This window comes from uncultured Escherichia sp. (assembly GCF_948475835.1).
Taxonomy (GTDB): Bacteria; Pseudomonadota; Gammaproteobacteria; order Enterobacterales; family Enterobacteriaceae; genus ECMA0423.
Window position 1 is genome coordinate 1 of sequence record NZ_CAOLGM010000080.1, and the last position, 20644, is coordinate 20644.

The 20644-nt window shown below is 53.3% G+C and carries 18 protein-coding genes; 8 read left to right on the forward strand and 10 right to left on the reverse strand.

Features of this window, described 5'->3' with window-relative positions; genetic code table 11:
- Nucleotides 1–67: 67 nt before the first annotated feature.
- The 4 genes from erpA to yadX are packed head-to-tail and all read right to left on the reverse strand — an operon-like array spanning nt 68 to nt 1974.
- Complete coding sequence (gene erpA / locus QZF50_RS15455) at nt 68–412, reverse strand: iron-sulfur cluster insertion protein ErpA (protein WP_001295564.1); 345 nt, start codon at nt 410–412, stop codon at nt 68–70.
- Nucleotides 405–470 carry a small protein YadW gene (yadW, locus tag QZF50_RS15460; protein WP_120795373.1) on the reverse strand — a complete coding sequence of 22 codons (66 nt, stop codon included), beginning with the start codon at nt 468–470 and terminating at the stop codon, nt 405–407. Before yadW ends, erpA begins: the two co-directional genes overlap by 8 nt.
- A 23-nt stretch (nt 471–493) precedes the next feature.
- Nucleotides 494–1915, reverse strand: coding sequence for a H(+)/Cl(-) exchange transporter ClcA (gene clcA, locus QZF50_RS15465; RefSeq protein WP_000845394.1), 1422 nt, complete (start codon nt 1913–1915; stop codon nt 494–496).
- Between the two features lie 11 nt (nt 1916–1926).
- Complete coding sequence (gene yadX / locus QZF50_RS15470; protein WP_211180485.1) at nt 1927–1974, reverse strand: protein YadX; 48 nt, start codon at nt 1972–1974, stop codon at nt 1927–1929.
- A 165-nt stretch (nt 1975–2139) separates the two neighbouring features.
- Between yadX and hemL the strand changes: the two genes are divergently transcribed.
- Entirely contained in the window at nt 2140–3420 is a 1281-nt protein-coding gene (gene hemL / locus QZF50_RS15475; protein ID WP_000045308.1) for a glutamate-1-semialdehyde 2,1-aminomutase, read from the forward strand.
- Nucleotides 3421–3454: 34 nt separating this feature from the next.
- Here hemL and fhuB read toward each other — a convergent pair whose 3' ends face one another.
- The 6 genes from fhuB to hrpB form a co-directional block, all read right to left on the reverse strand.
- A complete protein-coding gene (fhuB, locus tag QZF50_RS15480; protein WP_001470997.1) occupies nt 3455–5437 on the reverse strand; it encodes a Fe(3+)-hydroxamate ABC transporter permease FhuB in 1983 nt (660 codons plus the stop codon).
- On the reverse strand, nt 5434–6324 hold the full coding sequence (gene fhuD / locus QZF50_RS15485; protein WP_061892091.1) for a Fe(3+)-hydroxamate ABC transporter substrate-binding protein FhuD: 891 nt from the start codon (nt 6322–6324) through the stop codon (nt 5434–5436). The genes fhuB and fhuD overlap by 4 nt, the downstream gene beginning before the upstream one ends.
- Nucleotides 6324–7121 carry a Fe3+-hydroxamate ABC transporter ATP-binding protein FhuC gene (fhuC, locus tag QZF50_RS15490; protein WP_001158931.1) on the reverse strand — a complete coding sequence of 266 codons (798 nt, stop codon included), beginning with the start codon at nt 7119–7121 and terminating at the stop codon, nt 6324–6326. Before fhuC ends, fhuD begins: the two co-directional genes overlap by 1 nt.
- A gap of 50 nt (nt 7122–7171) precedes the next feature.
- Entirely contained in the window at nt 7172–9415 is a 2244-nt protein-coding gene (gene fhuA, locus QZF50_RS15495) for a ferrichrome porin FhuA (protein ID WP_000124438.1), read from the reverse strand.
- A 219-nt stretch (nt 9416–9634) separates the two neighbouring features.
- Nucleotides 9635–12169, reverse strand: coding sequence for a bifunctional glycosyl transferase/transpeptidase (gene mrcB / locus QZF50_RS15500; RefSeq protein ID WP_000918166.1), 2535 nt, complete (start codon nt 12167–12169; stop codon nt 9635–9637).
- Between the two features lie 195 nt (nt 12170–12364).
- A complete protein-coding gene (hrpB, locus tag QZF50_RS15505) occupies nt 12365–14794 on the reverse strand; it encodes an ATP-dependent helicase HrpB (RefSeq protein ID WP_001367042.1) in 2430 nt (809 codons plus the stop codon).
- A 73-nt stretch (nt 14795–14867) separates the two neighbouring features.
- Here hrpB and thpR point away from each other — a divergent pair, with 73 nt between their 5' ends.
- From thpR to QZF50_RS15540, 7 genes are all read left to right on the forward strand, one after another.
- Nucleotides 14868–15398, forward strand: a complete 531-nt coding sequence (gene thpR / locus QZF50_RS15510) for an RNA 2',3'-cyclic phosphodiesterase (protein ID WP_001294700.1) — start codon at nt 14868–14870, stop codon at nt 15396–15398.
- Nucleotides 15399–15412: 14 nt separating this feature from the next.
- Nucleotides 15413–16117, forward strand: a complete 705-nt coding sequence (gene sfsA, locus QZF50_RS15515) for a DNA/RNA nuclease SfsA (RefSeq protein ID WP_000396036.1) — start codon at nt 15413–15415, stop codon at nt 16115–16117.
- Nucleotides 16118–16294: 177 nt separating this feature from the next.
- Nucleotides 16295–16750, forward strand: coding sequence for an RNA polymerase-binding protein DksA (dksA, locus tag QZF50_RS15520; RefSeq protein ID WP_001155227.1), 456 nt, complete (start codon nt 16295–16297; stop codon nt 16748–16750).
- A 66-nt stretch (nt 16751–16816) separates the two neighbouring features.
- Complete coding sequence (gene gluQRS, locus QZF50_RS15525; RefSeq protein WP_000132715.1) at nt 16817–17713, forward strand: tRNA glutamyl-Q(34) synthetase GluQRS; 897 nt, start codon at nt 16817–16819, stop codon at nt 17711–17713.
- A 59-nt stretch (nt 17714–17772) separates the two neighbouring features.
- Nucleotides 17773–19170 carry a polynucleotide adenylyltransferase PcnB gene (gene pcnB / locus QZF50_RS15530; RefSeq protein WP_203226324.1) on the forward strand — a complete coding sequence of 466 codons (1398 nt, stop codon included), beginning with the start codon at nt 17773–17775 and terminating at the stop codon, nt 19168–19170.
- The gene (gene folK, locus QZF50_RS15535) at nt 19167–19646 is read left to right on the forward strand and encodes a 2-amino-4-hydroxy-6-hydroxymethyldihydropteridine diphosphokinase (protein ID WP_000215124.1); all 480 of its coding nucleotides are present in this window, start codon (nt 19167–19169) and stop codon (nt 19644–19646) included. Before pcnB ends, folK begins: the two co-directional genes overlap by 4 nt.
- Nucleotides 19647–20015: 369 nt before the next feature.
- Complete coding sequence (locus QZF50_RS15540) at nt 20016–20600, forward strand: fimbrial protein (protein ID WP_000038438.1); 585 nt, start codon at nt 20016–20018, stop codon at nt 20598–20600.
- Nucleotides 20601–20644: the final 44 nt, after the last annotated feature.

Consider the following 20644-nt stretch of genomic DNA (forward strand, 5'->3'; position numbering starts at 1 on the left):
CTGGATGAGAATGGGCGTTGAAGAGAGAAGATGTGCCGGATAGTTTATCCGGCACATGAACAACAGATTAGATGCTAAAGGAAGAACCGCAACCGCAGGTGCTTTTCGCGTTCGGGTTGGTCACGATGAAACGAGAACCTTCCAGTCCTTCGGTGTAGTCAACGGAACCGCCGACCAGATATTGCAGGCTCATCGGATCAACCACCAGGCCAACGCCCTGTTTTTCGATGGTCATATCGCCTTCGTTCACCTGATCATCAAAGGTGAAACCATACTGGAAGCCGCTGCAACCGCCACCGGTGATATACACGCGTAATTTCAGATTCGGGTTATCTTCGTCAGCGATCAGGCTTTTAACTTTGTTGGCTGCTGCGTCGGTAAACTCCAGCGGCAGTGCTACGTCATCACTCATATTTTGCTCCAAACGACATCGGCAATTGGGCAAATTCTAACCCAATAATAATCGCCATTATCTAATACCCTGGTATTTCGTTCAAGTATTCTCGCTGGCTGATGCAGCCTTGCTTCGCGCCAGTTGCTCAGCTTCCTGTTTTGCCAGCGTGCGCGCAAGAATCGCCGAGTATAGCGGTTTCCCGCCGGTAAATTGCGCTAATAGTGTTGCGCCAAGACCGGTAATAATCATTGGCAAAATGAGCTGGTAGTTATCGGTCATCTCCAGAACCAGAATGATCCCCGTTAACGGCGCGCGAATAGATGCCGCCAGTAATGCCCCCATTCCGGCAATAGCAAACGTCCCCGCCTCCAGGTGATATTGCGGAAACAGCTCAACGGCAACCATTCCGAAAGCGGTTCCCAGCACAGTACCCAGCGCCAGCATCGGGGCAAAAATACCGCCCGGCGCGCCGGAAGAGAAGCAGAGTAAGGTGGTAATGACCCGAGCGACGAAGATAAACACCAGCATTCCCATGCTGAAATTCCCCGCGGTAGCGATAGGAATCAGGTTAAAACCGCCGCCCGACGTTGCTGGTGCCACAAACCCCAGCAATCCACACAGACCGCCAATCGCACCACCCATCAGTACCCATTTGGTAATATTGCCGCCGTGCACACGGTGCAGCAAATCCTGCATCCCCAGCACCCATTTATTAAAAATAGGGCCGAAAATGCCAAAAATAATACCGAGGATCAGATAAAGCCACAGCGTATTAAGCGGCGCATCAGAAAGTTTACCGACGTCAATCAACGCAACTTCATGATTAAAAATCCGGTACATAATGGTCGACATAATGACGCCAATAAATACCGCTTTAATCGAAATTAACGTATAGCGAAACTGCGGACGCATCTCTTCGATAATAAACAAAATACCCGCCAGCGGCGCGTTAAAGGCCGCAGCCAGCCCCGCAGCAGCACCGGTTGCCAGCAGCGTATGGCGAGCTTCATCACCTTTCAGGCGGAAAATATCAAGCACCATGCGACCGATATTGCCGCCGATCTGCACGGTTGGTCCTTCGCGCCCTAGCACCATGCCTCCGCCGAGTGTCCCCAGCCCGCCAAAGAATTTCACCGGCAATACACGCCACCAGCGAACAGGACGTTGATCTTCCAGCGCCCCTTCAATTTCCGGGATCCCCGATCCCCCTGCTTCGGGCGCGTATTTGCGCACCAAAAAGTAGCCGAACATCGCCAGCACCGCCGAACAGAGAAAAGCGACGGTTAACAGTAGCGGATAATTATCAGCAGTATGTACCAGCGCCCCCATACGTTGGTTCTGCAACCAGGCGACACCTTTGTCAAAAGCAACCGCTGCCAGCCCGACAAGCGTGCCGACGACTGCCGCCATAAACAAAATGGCTAACGGGGTTTTATCGCGCTCAAGAAGTTGGCGAATCAGTTGTCTGCGTCGCAGGCGCGCGGCCTGCGGTGTTTCTAAAGAGGGAGTATCAGTTTTCATCCAATGATCACTTATTGGTCATACAAATAAGATGACGGCATTTTACTCGCACGTTCCATGAAAATCCTTTGCAAAGCGTAATGTTTCAAATGCACAAAACTTTTATACTCTAAGAAATCAGGATTGCACCAGTACAAGCAGCCTGATGTTTGACGAGTATTTAACTTGTTATGAATAACATAGAATAGCAGCCATTCACTTTTTCTACGAATCAGGAACCCTCCATGAGTAAGTCTGAAAATCTTTACAGCGCAGCGCGCGAGCTGATCCCTGGCGGTGTGAACTCCCCTGTTCGCGCCTTTACTGGCGTGGGCGGCACTCCACTGTTTATCGAAAAAGCGGACGGCGCTTATCTGTACGATGTTGATGGCAAAGCCTATATCGATTATGTCGGTTCCTGGGGGCCGATGGTGCTGGGCCATAACCATCCGGCAATCCGCAATGCCGTGATTGAAGCCGCCGAGCGTGGTTTAAGCTTTGGTGCACCAACCGAAATGGAAGTGAAAATGGCGCAACTGGTGACCGAACTGGTCCCGACCATGGATATGGTGCGCATGGTGAACTCCGGCACTGAAGCGACCATGAGCGCCATCCGCCTGGCCCGTGGTTTTACCGGTCGCGACAAAATCATTAAATTTGAAGGTTGTTACCACGGTCACGCTGACTGCCTGCTGGTGAAAGCCGGTTCTGGCGCACTCACGTTAGGCCAGCCAAACTCGCCGGGTGTTCCGGCAGATTTCGCCAAACATACCTTAACCTGTACTTATAACGATCTGGCTTCTGTACGCGCCGCGTTTGAGCAATACCCGCAAGAGATTGCCTGTATTATCGTTGAGCCGGTGGCAGGCAATATGAACTGTGTTCCGCCGCTGCCAGAGTTCCTGCCAGGTCTGCGCGCGCTGTGCGACGAATTTGGCGCATTGCTGATCATCGATGAAGTAATGACTGGCTTCCGCGTGGCACTGGCTGGTGCACAGGATTATTACGGCGTAGTGCCAGATTTAACCTGCCTCGGCAAAATCATCGGCGGTGGAATGCCGGTAGGCGCATTCGGTGGTCGTCGTGATGTAATGGATGCGCTGGCCCCGACGGGTCCGGTCTATCAGGCGGGTACGCTTTCCGGTAACCCGATTGCGATGGCAGCGGGTTTCGCCTGTCTGAATGAAGTCGCGCAGCCGGGCGTTCACGAAACGCTGGATGAGCTGACAACACGTCTGGCAGAAGGTCTGCTGGAAGCGGCAAAAGAAGCCGGAATTCCGCTGGTCGTTAACCACGTTGGCGGCATGTTCGGTATTTTCTTTACCGACGCCGAGTCCGTGACGTGCTATCAGGATGTGATGGCCTGTGACGTGGAACGCTTTAAGCGTTTCTTCCATATGATGCTGGACGAAGGTGTTTACCTGGCACCGTCAGCGTTTGAAGCGGGCTTTATGTCCGTGGCGCACAGCATGGAAGATATCAATAACACCATCGATGCTGCACGTCGGGTGTTTGCGAAGTTGTGATGATTTTGCCTCGCCCACCGGGCGAGGCATTCTCTTAACGGCTCTGCTTTCTCAACAAATAGATAAAATATGGCGCGCCGATAAAGGTTGACAGCAGCCCCGCCGGGATCTGGAATGGAAACAGCACCATCCGCCCACACCAGTCAGCGAACACCAGCAGTAAACCACCCACCAGCGCCGAAATTACGATGTGTGGCATCGTCCGTCGAAAGCCCATCATCCGCGCAATATGCGGTGCCATTAAACCAACAAAACTCAACGGTCCAATAGTCATCGTCGCGGTCGCCGTCAGGCAAGCCGCTAACAGCAGCAGCGCAATTCGCGTCGGCGTCAGCGCCATTCCTACGGCTCGGGCGGTATCACCACCCAGCGGTAAAATGGTCAGCCAGCGGCGGCACAGCGGGGTAATCGCCAGCAAAATTACCATCACAATTCCCGTGCGCCAGACCTGCGCATCGGTCGCGTTGTAGGTCGAACCGGAAATCCAGGTCAGCACTTGCGCCATTCGCGGGTCACCACTTGCCTGCAACATCATCAAAAGCATGGTGAACGCGGTACTTAACGCCATCCCCGCCAGTAACATGCGGTGTGGGGAAAATCCACCGCGTCCGGCGGCGATCATAATGATCAACAGCGTCACCGCCGCCCCGAGACTGCCTGCAGGTAACAGCCAGCCAAAGGCATTACCCGGCACCAGAAACAGCATCAACACCACGCCAAACGCTGCGCCGGAGCTAATCCCCAGCACTTCCGGGCTTGCCATCGGGTTGCCGGTCAGCCGCTGAATAATACAGCCCGCTACCGCCAGCATGACGCCCGCAAACAGCGCCGCCATAATTCGCGGCCAGCGCCAGGGCATTAAATCCTCGAGCAACGCCCCGCTCGCCCACGTCCAGCCGTGCGCATCACGACCAAACGACAGCGCCACTACCACAGCCATCAACAGCAGCACGCCGCCCGCGAGGGCAAACGCCAGCACATGTTGGCGTTCAGTCGCGACACGATCGTTGACCTTCATATCCGGCGCGCTAATGCTGCGTAAACGCGGCAACAGCCACAGTAGCAGCGGCGCACCGATCAACGCAGTGACCGAACCGGTGGACACTTCCATCCACACGCGAGTCAGCCAGAGGATGATTTGATCGGAAAGCCAGAGGATCAGCGCCCCAATCAGCGACGCCAGCATCAGTCGTGGCAGCAGACGCCGCGCCCCCAGCATTTTTGCCAGCAGCGGCGCGAACAACCCGATAAAGCCGATAATCCCCACAGCGTTCACCAGCAGCGCACTGATGACAATCGCCAGCGACAGCGCTGCCAGACGCGCGAGCGACAAGGCCAGCCCGAGATTGCGCGCCACGCCATCATCAAGCCCCATCAGGGTTAACGGGCGAAGTAGCAATAACGTCAACATCACGCCGCCCAGCAACTGCGGCCATAAACGCTCAACGCCGCCCCAGTCGGTTTGCGTCAGCGTTCCGGTGCTCCACAGGAACATGCTTTGCAGCTGGTCGTGATGGAAGATAACCAGTAGCTGATTAATTGCCCCGCAATAAAGGCTCACCACCAGCCCCGCGAGAATAAGCGTAACCGGCGAAAGCCGTTTCCCCCACGCGACGCCAAAGACGATTAAGCCAACGACACAAGCGCCCACCAGTGCGGCAAACTGGCTCGCCATAGCACCTGGGATCGCCCAAAGTGTGGTGACGGTAATTCCCAGTTGCGCGCCTGTAGCAACGCCAAGTGTCGTCGGTTCCGCCAGCGGATTACGCAGCACTTGCTGAAACAGCACGCCCACCAGCCCCAGGCCTGCGCCCACCAGCAGCGAAATCGCCAGACGCGGCAACAAGCTGTAGTGAAAAATCATCTGCTCGATGACGTCAATATCCGGCGACCAGGCGGCCTGCGCCCACTGACTGCGCGGCAGCGCCTGTGAGAAGTTCATCCAGGTTAGCGCCGTAGCGACAATCACTAACAGCGCCAGCAATAACGCCGGGAAAAGCGCAATTCGTTTACTCACGCTTTACCTCCGATGGCGTTATCCAGAACACGCACAAAGTGCATTGCCGGAAGCGTTGCACCATAAAACCAGACTGCGGGTACGCGCTGAAAGCGCCCTGTACGGACAAACGGCATGGCCTGCCACAGCGGGGTTGCCATTAGCGCATCCATGTCTTTGCTGTTGTCGTGATCAAAACAGAGCACATCAACGTCTTTATACGCCGCCAGACGATCGATACTGACGGCGGTACTGCCCCAGAAGTTGGTTTCCCCTTGCCAGGCATTTGGGATGCCGTACTCATCGAGAATTTCCTGGAACAAGCTGTTTGGACCGAAGACCAGCATATGGCGCGGATCGATAAGCGTCGTCAGCAGTAACGGGCGTGCACCACGCTTCACAAAGCGGGGTTTCATGCTGAGGATAAAGTCTTCGTATTGCGCTAAATGCGTTTCCGCTGCGCTTTGCAGGTTAAGTAAATCTGCCATTTCCGTCAGCGATTTACGCGCCATCGCCAACGGCTGTTTGCCGTCACTGAAGTTAAATCCGCGACCCGGCGCAATACGTGCCAGCATTTCTGATGAAGGGCCATATCCTGCCGACCAGACCATAAACGACGGTTTCATTTCGGTCAGCAGTTCAAGGTTAGGTTCTGTACGCAAACCGACGTCAATCACTGAGTCCGGCAATGGTGGTTCGCTGACCCACAGGCGATAGTTGATGGTATCCGCCACGCCGTAAGGCACGATGCCGAGCGCCAGCAGTAATTCCACCGGCAACCACTCCAGCGCCACAATACGATTGGGATCAATAGCCGCCGCGTGGGCGGTATTCATCTGCCATAACAACGGAGAAAGCGCCATCGCCGTTAACAGTCGACGGCGCGAAATAAGAGGTAAGCCGCTCATCAATAAACAAAACTCACAGGTGCAGCACCCGCCGGATGCGGCAAAATACCCATCGGGATGCCATAAATCATTTCGAGGGTTTCGCCGCGCATAATTTCCGCAGGCGTTCCCTGAGCAATCATTTCACCGCCGCGCAGGGCGACCAGATAATCACAGTAGCGTGCCGCCATATTGATATCGTGCAACACGGCAATGACCGTCAGGCCACGCTCCTGACTTAAACGGTGCACCAGCGACAGCACATCAACCTGGTGGGCGATATCCAGCGCCGAGGTCGGTTCGTCGAGCAACAGACAACGGCTATCCTGCGCCACCAGCATGGCGATCCACGCCCGCTGACGTTCGCCGCCAGAGAGACTATCGACCAGCCGATGCGCCAGCGGTTTTAAGCCAACCAGCGAGATAGCTTCCTCGACCTTTTCGCGATCTGCCGCACCAAAGCGCCCCAGCGCGCCATGCCACGGGTAACGACCAATCGCCACCAGTTCACGCACGGTCATCCCTTCTGCCGGAGGAAGCTGCTGCGGCAAATAAGCCACTTTGCGGGCAAACGCTTTGCTGCTCCAGCTTTCCAGCGGCTGGGCATCAAGAAGAATCTCCCCTTCTGACGGAGGCTGATGACGGCCAAGCATTTTGAGCAGAGTGGATTTACCAGAACCGTTGTGACCAATCAGACCGGTCACTTTCCCGGCAGGAAAGGTTAACGACAGCGGATGCAAAAGCGTGCGCCCGGGCACACGAAAGGAGATATTACGCAGTGCAAAAGTGGTATCGGAATGATTCGTGTATTCCTGCATAACAGCCAACTTGTGAAATGGGCACGGTAATCCGTGCCCCAAAAGAGAAATTAGAAACGGAAGGTTGCGGTTGCAACGACCTGACGTTCTGCGCCCCAGAAGCAGCCATAAGTGTTAAAGCAGCTGGCGACGTATTCACGATCGAACAGGTTGTTAACATGCAGCGCCACGTTGGAGCCCGCCATGCCGACTCGCGCCAGATCATAACGCACTAACGCATCCACGACCGTATAACTTCCCACTTTAAAGGAGTTAGCCGGATCACCATAGCTGGAGCCAGTATAACGACCACCGGTGCCCAGCGTCAGACCTGAAAGCGGACCGTCAAAGAAGGTATAGTCAGCCCACAGTGAAGCCATGTGTTTTGGCACCTGTGCAGGCGTATTGCCTTTATAGGTAGTATCGGTGGTGTATTCCGCATCGGTGTAAGTATAAGAACCGACTACGTTAACACTCGCCGACAGCGCCGCTTTCGCTTCGATTTCTACGCCACGTGCGCGGATCTCGCCACCTTCAACCGAGAAGAAGGAACCCTCAGGGTCCGCCATCAGGTTGTTGGTTTTAGTGAGATTATACACGGCACCAGTAACTACAATCGGACGATCTTCCGGTACATATTTCACGCCGACTTCATACTGCTTACCTTTAGACGGTGCGAAAATATTACCATCCTTCCCAACTTGCGAAGAAGGTTCAAACGATTCGCTATAGCTGAAGTAAGGTGTTACACCATTATCAAACAGGTAGTTAACACCACCACGCCAGGTAAACTGTTTGTCATCACGTTTATCGGTCGTCCCAGCAACGCGGTTAAGAGATTCTTGATCTGCCCAGTCATAACGACCGCCCAGGGTGACCAGCACTTTATCCCACTGCGCCTGATCCTGAACATAAACGCCCGTTTGTTTCTGCTTATTCAGAATGCGGTAAGGGCCGGAGTTTGCCGGATCTTTGGCATTGAAGTCGAAATCGGTATTCACCGGATTGTACAGATTGAGCAGTGGCACAGAGTCGTCGTAACCAAACCAGGCGTTGATGTCATTACGCATACGCATAAAGTCGACACCGGTCAGCAGGGTGTGGTCGATATCGCCAGTGGCAAACTTGCTCTGCAACTGGGTATCAACGGAGAAGTTTTGCAGCTTCTCATCATCAACGACGTATTTACGTGCCAGATAATGGCCTTTATCCGCTGGCGCTAATGCCGCACACTGTTTGCTGTAAGCATTCGCCGGATCGGAGCAGACGCCGTAACCATAAACGCTGTTTTGCGAGGTTTTGTTTTCAGCAAAGCGCAGGTTCTGACGCACAGTAAAGGTGTCGTTAAATTCGTGATCGAAGCTGTAGCCGACCATCTTCTCATTACGAGAATAGGTGTTGTTCTTCGCCCCTTCATTAAAGTCTGTCGGCAGACGCTTACCGTTCGGCAGCGGCTCAACGGTTCCCTCTTTCGGCAACCAGCCGTAATAACCGGTTTCCGGCTCGTTCTGGAAGTAAGAAAGGAAGGTGAAATTGGTTTTATCATCCGGACGCCAGGTGAACGCCGGTGCAATAGCATAACGCTGCTCTTCTGACCCTTTCTGCTGGGCATTGGCAGAACGCGCAAGACCGGTCAGGCGATAAGAGTAAACACCGTCATCATCCAACGAATCGCTAAAGTCAAAACCAGTCTGGAACAGGCTGTCAGTACCGGCTTTAAACTGAACTTCTTTCAGCGGTTCGGTGGTCGGACGCTTGCTGACCATATTCAACAGGCCGCCAGGACTGCTTTTACCGTAAAGCACGGAAACCGGGCCACGCATAATTTCAGCGCGTTCCAGCATATACGGGTCAATGACTGCATCGTTATAGAAGTTGCCCTGCAACTTCAGGCCATTCAGATAGTTATTCTGGCTTTGGCCTTCTGCCGCAAAGCCGCGAATGATCAGGTGGTCATAGGTGTTGGATGCGCCACGCGTACCAACAGAGACACCCGGCGTGTAGCTAAGCGCTTCTTTTACCGACTTCGGCTGATGCAGCGCCATCTCTTCGGCGGTCACAACAGAAATAGACTGTGGCACTTTTTGAATCGGCGTATCGGTTTTAGTGCCGGTAGCAGACTGTCGCGCCGCAATAGTTGCAGCAGGCCCCCATGCGCTTTCTTGCGGCGCAGGTGCAGCGGTAACGGTGATAGTGTCTTCTTTCGGTTCAACCGCTGCCTGTGCATAAACAGACATGCCGCTTACCGCTGTGGCTACTACAACTGCGATTTTACGCAGTGAGTGTTTTGGCTGAGCAGTTTTGGAACGCGCCATTGGTATATCTCTGATGTAAAGTGAATGATAACGTAAACGAGAATGATTATTATAAAGATAAGATAATATTCGAAACGCTGGCGGGTTCGCAAGCGGTACGCAATCTGAGCGTTCCTGAAGGGTTAATAAACAACCAGATGAAAAGAAAGGGTTAATATCTTAGATGGGATGTTATTTTACCGGATGGCAACTCGCCATCCGGTATTTCACGCTTAGATGTTAATTACTACCAAACATATCCTTGATCCAACCGGCTACACCGTCGCTGTCTTTCTGCTCTTGCTGAGCAGGTTGCTGTTGCGGCTGTTGCTGCGGCTGAGAAGACTGATCAAACGGATTGCCTGACGGCTGCTGCTGCATCTCGCTCTGCTGGCACAGCGATTGCGGATCGCTGGTCCAGACCGGCAAGACACGCATGCCACCGCTGCAAACAAAGTTGCCGTCGTAGTCCACGCCCATATCTGCAATATCTTCTGGCGGAACAAGATTCAGCGGCGTTGGCGTCTGGTTAGCCAGATAACGCTGATAAATCGACATTGCCCCGCTGGCTCCATACAGTTTGGTCGGCTGGTTGTTATCACGGCCTACCCAGGTGATGGTCACCGTGCTGCCGTCAATGCCTGCAAACCAGGTATCTACGTTATTGTTGGTAGTCCCTGTTTTCCCTGCCAGATGCAGGTTCGGGTATTTCGCCCCAAGCTGACGACCCGTACCGCGTTGTACCACCTGCTGCATGGTCCATAGTGTCAGATACGCCGCCTGCGCCGGAACAGCGCGTTCCGCCTGCGGGAAGCTCTGATACAGCACCTTGCCATCTTCCGCAATTACCGAACGCAGTGCAGAAAGCGGTGCACGGTTACCGCCGCTGGCGATGGTCTGGAACGCCTGCGCCACTTCGATTGGCGTTAAGTTCAACGCCCCCAGCAGCATCGCCGGAACCGGATGCAACTGATCTTTCGGTACGCCCAGTTTGATCCAGGTCTCCGTAACCGCAGGCAGCCCCAGCGCCATCCCCAGATTTACCGTCGGCACGTTCATCGAACGGGTCAACGCATCCACCAGCATCACTCTGCCGCTTTCGCTATAACGACGGTCATCATTCTGCGGTGACCAGACCTGGCCATTCGGCTGACGCAGCGCGATTGGCGCATCCGCAATCCACGTATTCAGACGATAGATTTTCGGCTGGCTTAAGGCAGTCAGATAAGTCGCTGGTTTTGCAAGGGAACCAATCGAACGACGCGCCTGCATCGCACGGTTGTAGCCCGCAAACTGCGGCTCAGAACCACCGACCATCGCACGAACTTCACCACTAAAGCGGTCGACGACCACAATCGCAGTTTCAAGATCGCTCAACTTACGCTGTTTCTTCAGTGCCGGAATGCCTTCCACGGCGGCTTTTTCTGCCGCGTCCTGGGCCACCGAGTCAAAGGTAGTGAAGATCTTCACGCCGGAGAGATCTTTTACCTTATCGCCTAATTTCGCCTGCAGCTCCTGACGCACCAGTTGCATAAAGGCTGGCTGTGGAGAGATCACCCCACCGCGTGGCTGAACACCCAGCGGACGTGCACTCAACATGTCATAGAGTTCTTGATCAATAATCTGTTGCTGTTGCAGCAGACGCAGCACCAGATTACGTCGCTCCAGCGCCAGTTTTGGGTTACGCCACGGGTTGTAGATGGACGCCCCTTTCACCATACCGACTAACAGCGCCTGCTGGTCGAGGCTTAGCTCTTCTACCGGGCGACCAAAGTAATACAAGCTTGCCAGCGGGAAGCCGCGGATTTCGTTGTCGCCGCTCTGACCGAGATACACCTCGTTCATATACAGCTCAAGAATACGGTCTTTGCTGTAACGCGCGTCCATGATCAGCGCCATGTAAGCTTCGTTCGCTTTACGCCAGTAAGAACGCTCGCTGGAGAGGAACAGGTTTTTCACCAGCTGTTGCGTCAGCGTACTCGCACCCTGTACCGTGCGTCCGGCGGTCAGGTTTGCCAGCACCGCACGTCCGATTGAGTAGAGACTGATTCCATCATGCTCGTAAAAATGACGGTCTTCTGTCGCCAGCAAAGTATCCACCAGCAAATCCGGGAAACCACTGCGCGGCACAAACAGACGCTGCTCACCGTTTGGCGAAGAGATCATGGTGATCAGACGCGGATCAAGACGGAAGAAACCGAACTGACGGTTGTTCTCCATATTGACGATCGTCGCCAGATGATCGCCATCAAAGGTCAGACGCGCGCGCACCTGTCCTTCTTTACTGTCCGGGAAATCAAACGGACGGCGAATCATCTCAATGCTGTTGGCCTGCACGGTAAATTCGCCAGGACGGGTCATTTTCGACACCTGACGATACTGGGTCGCCTCCAGCAGCTTCACCATCTCGTTCTTGCTGATGGTCATGTCTGGCTCAAGATTGACCATTCGGCCATAAACTGCCGCAGGCAGTTGCCAGACCTTGCCATCAATACGGCTACGAATTTTTTGATCGAGATAAACGCCGTAAATGGCGATCAGCACGGCAAAAACGATAGCCAGTTTTAGCAGTAGCCATAGCCAGCCGCGTTTGCCACGAGGCTTACGCCCTTTGCCTTTGCCCTTACCTTTGCGCGGCATCGGTTCTTCATCCTCATAGTCATCATAATCGTCGTAATCATCGTCATCTTCGTAACGACGACGGCTTACCTTTTGTTTGACCGGACGCGTCGGTTTCCCTTTGCGTCCAATTGGCTCGCGGTCATTCCCGGCCATGCTTTTTCTCCGCAATATTCAGGCGCAAAAGCCCGATTTTCTGTTCTTCTGTTACAAGACAGAAGAAGATATCTCTCAAAATTTGTGCTCGATCGGTCCCCTCTCCCTTGAGGGAGAGGGTTAGGGTGAGGGTGAACGTGCGCGCTGATGCCCTCACCCCGGCCCTCTCCCACAGGGAGAGGGAGAAAACCAACCTTACGAATACTTTTTCGTCCGTCGCGTCGGTGCAGTATTTGCCGGGTCGTCCGGCCAGACATGTTTGGGATAACGCCCTTTCATCTCTTTTTGCACCTCACGGTACGCTCCTTTCCAGAAGGCGCTCAAATCTCGTGTGATTTGTAATGGCCTTTGGGCAGGTGAAAGCAACTCCAGCACCAGCGGCACGCGCCCCTGGGCGATCGTCGGATTGGTGGCCTCGCCAAACATCTCTTGCATTCTCACCGCCAGCGCGGGCGGGTTATCTTCATGATAACGAATGGCGATCCGGCTTCCCGTCGGCACAGTGTAATGCGCAGGCAATTCACTATCCAGACGTTGCTGCATTCCCCAATCAAGTAATCCGCGTAGTGCCTGATAAATGTCGAGTGATTTCAGGCCGCGTAGTGAATGTACGCCAGTCATATGTGGCAGCAGCCACGTTTCCAGCGTCGCCAATAAACTTTCATCATCAACCGCTGGCCAGTCATATTCCGGCAACCACTTTGCGGCGCATAACAAACGCAAGCGTAGCTGTTCCGCTTCCGCCGTCCAGTTGAGCACGCTTAAACCTTTTTCACGAATGCCGTTAAGCATCGCCTGATGCAACTCGTCTTCTGACGGTTTCGCCAGTGGCTGCACTTTCACCGTCAACTGACCGATTTGCAGCCGACGCCAGGCTTTCAGCGTACCTTGCGCGTCATCCCATTCCACGGTGTCAGATTGCTGCACCAGCTGCGGACAGCGTTGTACTAATTCATCAATATCGACCGGTAACGCCAGTAAAATCCGCGCATCCGGCGAGGCGCTGCCCTGCAATAATAACGGTGCGATCAACCATTCGTGGCGGCTTAGCGCGTCGTTGGCATCGAGCATCGCTCCCATGCCGTTTGCCAGTTGATAGCGTCCATCTTGCCCACGGCGACGAGCAATGCGATCGGCAAACGCCCCGGCAAGTAGCGGCGCGATAAGCGAACTGTCTGCCTCACCGCCACGTACGTTTAAGCGTTTTAACAGTTGCTGACTACGTTGCTGCCAGGCTGGTTGATTGCGCGAAAACGCCACGCCCAGGTCACTATTGCCCATCCGTGGCGGCTCTTCGAGAATGGCGGCAATTTTTGCCGCGGTAGCAGCTTCGTCGTCGTTCTTCGCGCTAACCAGCATTGCCGCTAAACGCGGATCGTTACCCAGCGCTGCCATTTTTTGCCCCTGCGCACTAAGCCGTTCACCCTCCAGCGCCCCCAGCATTTGTAACAGGCGTTTCGCGGCCAGTAGATTCACCGTTGGCGGTTGATCCAGCCAGCTCATCTGCGCCGGATCGCTGCATCCCCATTGCAGTAATTCCATCAGCAAACCGGAAAGATCGCTTTGTAAGATCTCCGGTTCACTTTGCGCCGCGGCGCGTTCTGCTTGTTCTTTGGCGATTAAATGCAGGCTGATACCCGGCTCCAGACGCCCGGCGCGCCCGGCACGCTGCGTCATGGATGCCTGGCTAACGCGTTGAGTAATCAGTCGCGTAAGCCCCGTGCGCGGATCAAAACGCGCCACACGCTCCTGGGCACAATCCACCACCAGACGAATACCTTCAATGGTTAAACTGGTTTCAGCAATATTGGTCGCCAGCACCACTTTGCGCATCCCTTGCGGTGCCGGGAGGATCGCTTTTCGCTGATCGTTCAGCGACAACGCGCCATACAGCGGGCAGAGCAACACATCACTGCCGATGCGCGAAGCCAGTTGTTCCTGCACACGCTGAATTTCTCCGACGCCAGGTAAAAATAACAGTAATGATCCGCTTTCCTGACGCAGCATTTCGGCGGTGGCTACCGCAACGGCTTCGTCAAAACGCTGATGCGCGGGCAGCGGTAAATAATGGCGTTCAACCGGAAACGAGCGCCCTTCTGAGATGACGACGGGCGCTTCTGGCAGCATTTGCTGCAAGCGGTCGTTATCCAGCGTAGCCGACATAATCAGCAGTTTAAGGTCATCACGCAGACCTTGTTGCACATCGAGTAACAGCGCCAACGCCAAATCCGCCTGCAAGCTGCGCTCATGAAATTCATCGAGGATCACCAATCCAACACCGCTCAGTTCCGGGTCACGCTGGATCATGCGCGTCAGCACGCCTTCGGTAACCACTTCCAGGCGGGTATTCGGCCCGACGCAGTTTTGCGCACGCATCCGGTAGCCAACGGTATCGCCTGGCTTTTCGTTAAGCAGCTCCGCCAGTCGTTGCGCGACGTTACGCGCCGCCAGACGACGCGGCTCCAGCAGGATAATTTTCCCGTTAATGCCGGGATGCGCCAGCAGTTGCAGCGGCAGCCAGGTTGATTTCCCGGCCCCGGTCGGCGCACTTAATAATACCTGCGGCGCACAATCGAGAGCGGTAAGTAATTCAGATAAGACGGCAGCAACGGGCAACGACGACACAAAACGCTCCAGAGGGTTAACATTCTTCGCGCCACATTGTAGCATCGCGGTAATTCATAACCGAGTGCCTCACATGTCTGAACCGCAACGTCTGTTCTTTGCTATCGACTTACCTGCAGAAATCCGCGAACAGATTATCCATTGGCGCGCCACACACTTCCCACCTGAGGCGGGACGTCCGGTCGCCGCCGATAATTTGCATCTGACTCTGGCATTTTTAGGCGAAGTGAGCGCCGAGAAAGAGAAGGCGCTTTCTCTTTTAGCCGGACGGATTCGTCAACCTGGTTTCACACTCACGCTTGATGACGCCGGACAATGGCTGCGTTCGCGTGTGGTGTGGTTAGGGATGCGTCAGCCTCCACGCGGCTTAATCCAGCTGGCGAATATGCTCCGTTCACAGGCTGCCCGCAGCGGTTGTTTTCAAAGCAATCGTCCGTTTCATCCACATATTACCTTATTGCGCGACGCCAGCGAGGCGGTGACAATCCCGCCGCCAGGTTTTAACTGGTCTTATGCGGTGACGGAGTTCACCCTTTACGCCTCCTCGTTTGCCCGTGGACGCACACGCTACACGCCGCTAAAACGCTGGGCGCTAACGCAATAACAAGGATTGTCGCAATGGAATTTTCTCCCCCTCTACAGCGCGCGACGCTAATTCAGCGTTACAAACGTTTTTTAGCCGATGTGATCACACCCGATGGTCGCGAATTAACGCTACACTGCCCGAATACGGGTGCGATGACCGGTTGTGCAACGCCTGGCGATACCGTCTGGTATTCGACTTCAGACAACACCAAACGGAAATACCCACACACCTGGGAACTAACTCAAAGCCAGAGCGGCGCATTTATTTGCGTCAATACGCTTTGGGCTAACAGGTTGACGAAAGAGGCTATCCTTAATGAATCAATTTCAGAACTGTCAGGCTATAGCTCGCTGAAAAGCGAAGTAAAATACGGCGCAGAACGCAGCCGTATTGACTTTATGTTGCAGGCGGATTCGCGTCCAGACTGCTATATTGAAGTGAAATCGGTTACGTTAGCGGAGAACGAACAGGGATATTTTCCCGATGCGGTCACTGAACGAGGTCAGAAACACCTTCGGGAGTTGATGAGCGTAGCGGCTGAAGGCCAGCGTGCGGTTATCTTTTTCGCCGTGCTGCATTCAGCCATTACACGGTTTTCACCCGCGCGCCACATCGATGAGAAATACGCGCAACTATTGTCAGAAGCTCAACAGAGGGGGGTAGAAATTCTGGCTTACAAAGCGGAAATTTCTGCTGAAGGCATGGCTCTTAAAAAATCACTGCCGGTTACATTGTAGTAAAGTAAGTAACTGGTTAATTTACATTCTGGTCGCGTGCGCAAATACGCTTTTCCTCACACAGTTGTCAAGTGTTACGTTTAGATAATTGCTATCCGGAAAAGCATCTGCTATTTATAGCGGCCTCATTTTTCCCCCGAACATGGGGATCGATAGTGCGTGTTAAGGAGAAGCAACATGCAAGAAGGGCAAAACCGTAAAACATCGTCCCTGAGTATTCTCGCCATCGCTGGGGTGGAACCATATCAGGAGAAGCCGGGCGAAGAGTATATGAATGAAGCCCAGCTGGCGCACTTCCGTCGTATTCTGGAAGCATGGCGTAATCAACTCAGGGATGAAGTCGATCGCACCGTTACACATATGCAGGATGAAGCAGCCAACTTCCCGGACCCGGTAGACCGTGCAGCCCAGGAAGAAGAGTTCAGCCTCGAACTGCGTAACCGCGATCGCGAGCGTAAGCTGATCAAAAAGATCGAGAAGACGCTGAAAAAAGTGGAAGACGAAGATTTCGGCTACTGCGAATCCTGCGGTGTTGAAATTGGTATTCGCCGTCTGGAAGCGCGCCCGACAGCCGATCTGTGCATCGACTGCAAAACGCTGGCTGAAATTCGCGAAAAACAGATGGCTGGCTAATTACAGCCGTTCCATCACGTTTACCACAGGCGGGAAATGCTCCCGCCTTATTTTTTGTTCAAAGAGATGACAGACACACAGTATATTGGCCGCTTCGCCCCCTCTCCTTCCGGCGAGCTTCATTTTGGCTCTCTGATCGCCGCGCTCGGCAGCTATTTACAGGCTCGCGCCCGGCAAGGTCGCTGGCTGGTACGCATAGAAGATATCGACCCGCCTCGTGAAGTTCCCGGTGCCGCAGAAACTATCCTGCGCCAGCTGGAACATTACGGTCTGCACTGGGACGGCGATGTTCTCTGGCAATCGCAACGTCACGACGCCTATCGTGAAGCACTCGCCTGGTTACATGAACAAGGACTAAGTTATTACTGCACCTGTACGCGTGCGCGTATTCAAAGCATTGGCGGTATTTACGACGGTCATTGCCGGGTGTTGCATCATGGACCAGACAACGCCGCAGTGCGTATCCGCCAGCAGCATCCGGTCACGCAATTTACTGACCAGCTGCGCGGCATTATTCACGCCGACGAAAAACTGGCACGGGAAGATTTTATCATTCATCGCCGTGATGGGTTGTTCGCCTACAACCTGGCTGTTGTGGTTGATGATCATTTTCAGGGCGTTACAGAAATAGTGCGTGGGGCTGATCTGATTGAACCAACAGTAAGGCAAATCTCGCTGTACCAGCTTTTTGGCTGGAAAGTGCCAGATTACATTCATCTGCCGCTGGCGCTTAATCCACAAGGCGCTAAACTTTCCAAGCAGAATCATGCGCCTGCGTTGCCGAAAGGCGATCCACGCCCGGTACTAATCGCGGCACTTCAATTTCTGGGGCAGCAGGCAGAAGCACACTGGCAGGATTTCAGCGTCGAGCAAATCCTTCAGTCAGCCGTCAAAAACTGGCGGCTTACCGCCGTGCCCGAGTCGGCAATTGTAAATTCAACATTCTCAAATGCGTCATGCTGAGCTATGATTAGCCGCTATTTTTTTGTCCTGAATGATGTTTGACACTACCGAGGTGTACTATTTTTACCCGAGTCGCTAATTTTTGCCGCAAGGTGCTAAGCCGCGAGGAAAGCGAGGCTGAACAGGCAGTCGCCCGTCCACAGGTGACGGTGATCCCGCGTGAGCAGCATGCTATTTCCCGCAAAGATATCAGTGAAAATGCCCTGAAGGTAATGTACAGGCTCAACAAAGCGGGATACGAAGCCTGGCTGGTTGGCGGCGGCGTGCGCGACCTGTTACTTGGCAAAAAGCCGAAAGATTTTGACGTAACCACTAACGCCACGCCTGAGCAGGTGCGCAAACTGTTCCGTAACTGCCGCCTGGTGGGTCGCCGTTTCCGTCTGGCTCATGTAATGTTTGGCCCGGAGATTATCGAAGTTGCGACCTTCCGTGGACACCACGAAGGTAACGTCAGCGACCGCACGACCTCCCAACGCGGGCAAAACGGCATGTTGCTGCGCGACAACATTTTCGGCTCCATCGAAGAAGACGCCCAGCGCCGCGATTTCACTATCAACAGCCTCTATTACAGCGTAGCGGATTTTACCGTCCGTGATTACGTTGGCGGTATGAAGGATCTGAAGGACGGCGTTATCCGTCTGATTGGTAACCCGGAAACGCGCTACCGTGAAGATCCGGTACGTATGCTGCGCGCGGTACGTTTTGCCGCCAAATTGGGTATGCGCATCAGCCCGGAAACCGCAGAACCGATCCCTCGCCTCGCTACCCTGTTGAACGATATCCCACCGGCACGCCTGTTTGAAGAATCGCTTAAACTGCTACAAGCGGGCTACGGTTACGATACCTATAAGCTGTTGTGTGAATATCATCTGTTCCAGCCGCTGTTCCCGACCATTACCCGCTACTTCACGGAAAATGGCGACAGCCCGATGGAGCGGATCATTGAACAGGTGCTGAAGAATACCGATACGCGTATCCATAACGATATGCGCGTGAACCCGGCGTTCCTGTTTGCCGCCATGTTCTGGTACCCACTGCTGGAGACGGCACAGAAGATTGCCCAGGAAAGCGGCCTGACCTATCACGACGCTTTCGCGCTGGCGATGAACGACGTGCTGGACGAAGCCTGCCGTTCACTGGCAATCCCGAAACGTCTGACGACGTTAACCCGCGATATCTGGCAGTTGCAGTTGCGTATGTCCCGTCGTCAGGGTAAACGCGCATGGAAACTGCTGGAGCATCCTAAGTTCCGTGCGGCTTATGACCTGTTGGCCTTGCGAGCTGAAGTTGAACGTAACGCTGAACTGCAGCGTCTGGTGAAATGGTGGGGTGAGTTCCAGGTTTCCGCGCCACCAGATCAAAAAGGGATGCTTAACGAGTTGGATGAAGAGCCGTCACCGCGTCGCCGTACTCGTCGTCCACGCAAACGCGCACCGCGTCGTGAGGGTACCGCATGACAGTGGCGTATATTGCCATAGGCAGCAATCTGGCCTCTCCGCTGGAGCAGGTCAATGCTGCCCTGAAAGCATTAGGCGATATCCCTGAAAGCCACATTCTTGCCGTTTCTTCGTTTTACCGCACCCCACCGCTGGGGCCGCAAGATCAACCCGATTACCTCAACGCCGCCGTGGCGCTTGAAACTTCGCTCGCCCCGGAAGAGTTACTCAACCATACACAGCGCATAGAACTGCAACAGGGTCGTGTTCGTAAAGCTGAACGCTGGGGACCACGCACGCTGGATCTCGATATCATGCTGTTTGGTAATGAAGTGATAAATACCGAACGCCTGACCGTTCCGCACTACGATATGAAGAATCGTGGATTTATGCTGTGGCCGCTGTTTGAGATTGCACCGGAGCTGGCGTTTCCTGATGGGGAGACGTTGCGTGAAGTCTTACATACAAGAGCATTTGACAAATTAAGCAAATGGTAATTTATTTATATTACGAATATAAATATTTTCTGAAAATCATACATCCTCTCTTTCCTTAATAAAAATTTTAGTTTAAACATTTTTGCAGAAACATAATATAAATTCCCGCAGATAAATATCAATCCCATCGCCATACCCTAACCAATTGCACTTGTGAATTTATTTTTGCTTAATTTTGAATTAAGAAAATTTAATTTGTTCAAAAGCCCTTAAAGTGCACAATAGGCGTCCTAATGAACAATGGTTGTAAATTTTGGTAACAAATATCATTGCTCATTAATATCTAGCATCTGCTTATAACATTTGTGTCATGAATAGTCATTCTTCAAACCAGTAGTCTGACTAATGGAATTTTATTCAAGGATTTTTATGTCTAAAAAATTAGGTTTTGCCCTGTCTGGTCTTATGCTGGCAATGGTTGCAGGTACTGCTTCTGCTGATATGGATGGTGGTCAGTTAAATATCAGTGGTCTGGTTGTTGATAACACCTGTGAAACCCGCGTTGACGGCGGTAATAAAGATGGTCTGATCCTGCTGCAAACTGCAACTGTTGGTGAAATCGATGCTGGCGTGCTGAATGACACCGTTGGCGCTAAAGCCAAACCTTTCAGCATCACCGTTGACTGCAGCAAAGCAAATCCGAATCCAGGTAGTACAGCTAAAATGACCTTCGGTTCTGTTTTCTTTGGTAATAGCAAAGGAACGCTGAACAACGACATGTCTATTAACAACCCGTCTGACGGCGTGAATATCGCTCTGCACAATATTGATGGTTCCACTATCAAACAGGTTCAAATTAACAACCCTGGCGATGTGTATACTAAAGCCCTGGATGCAACGACAAAATCTGCTGTTTATGATTTTAAAGCGTCTTACGTTCGTGCCGTCGCAGACCAAACAGCAACTGCTGGTTATGTAAAAACTAACACTGCATACACCATTACTTATCAGTAAGTATTCACCAATTAAATTGATTGAATGAATATACAGGGAATAGT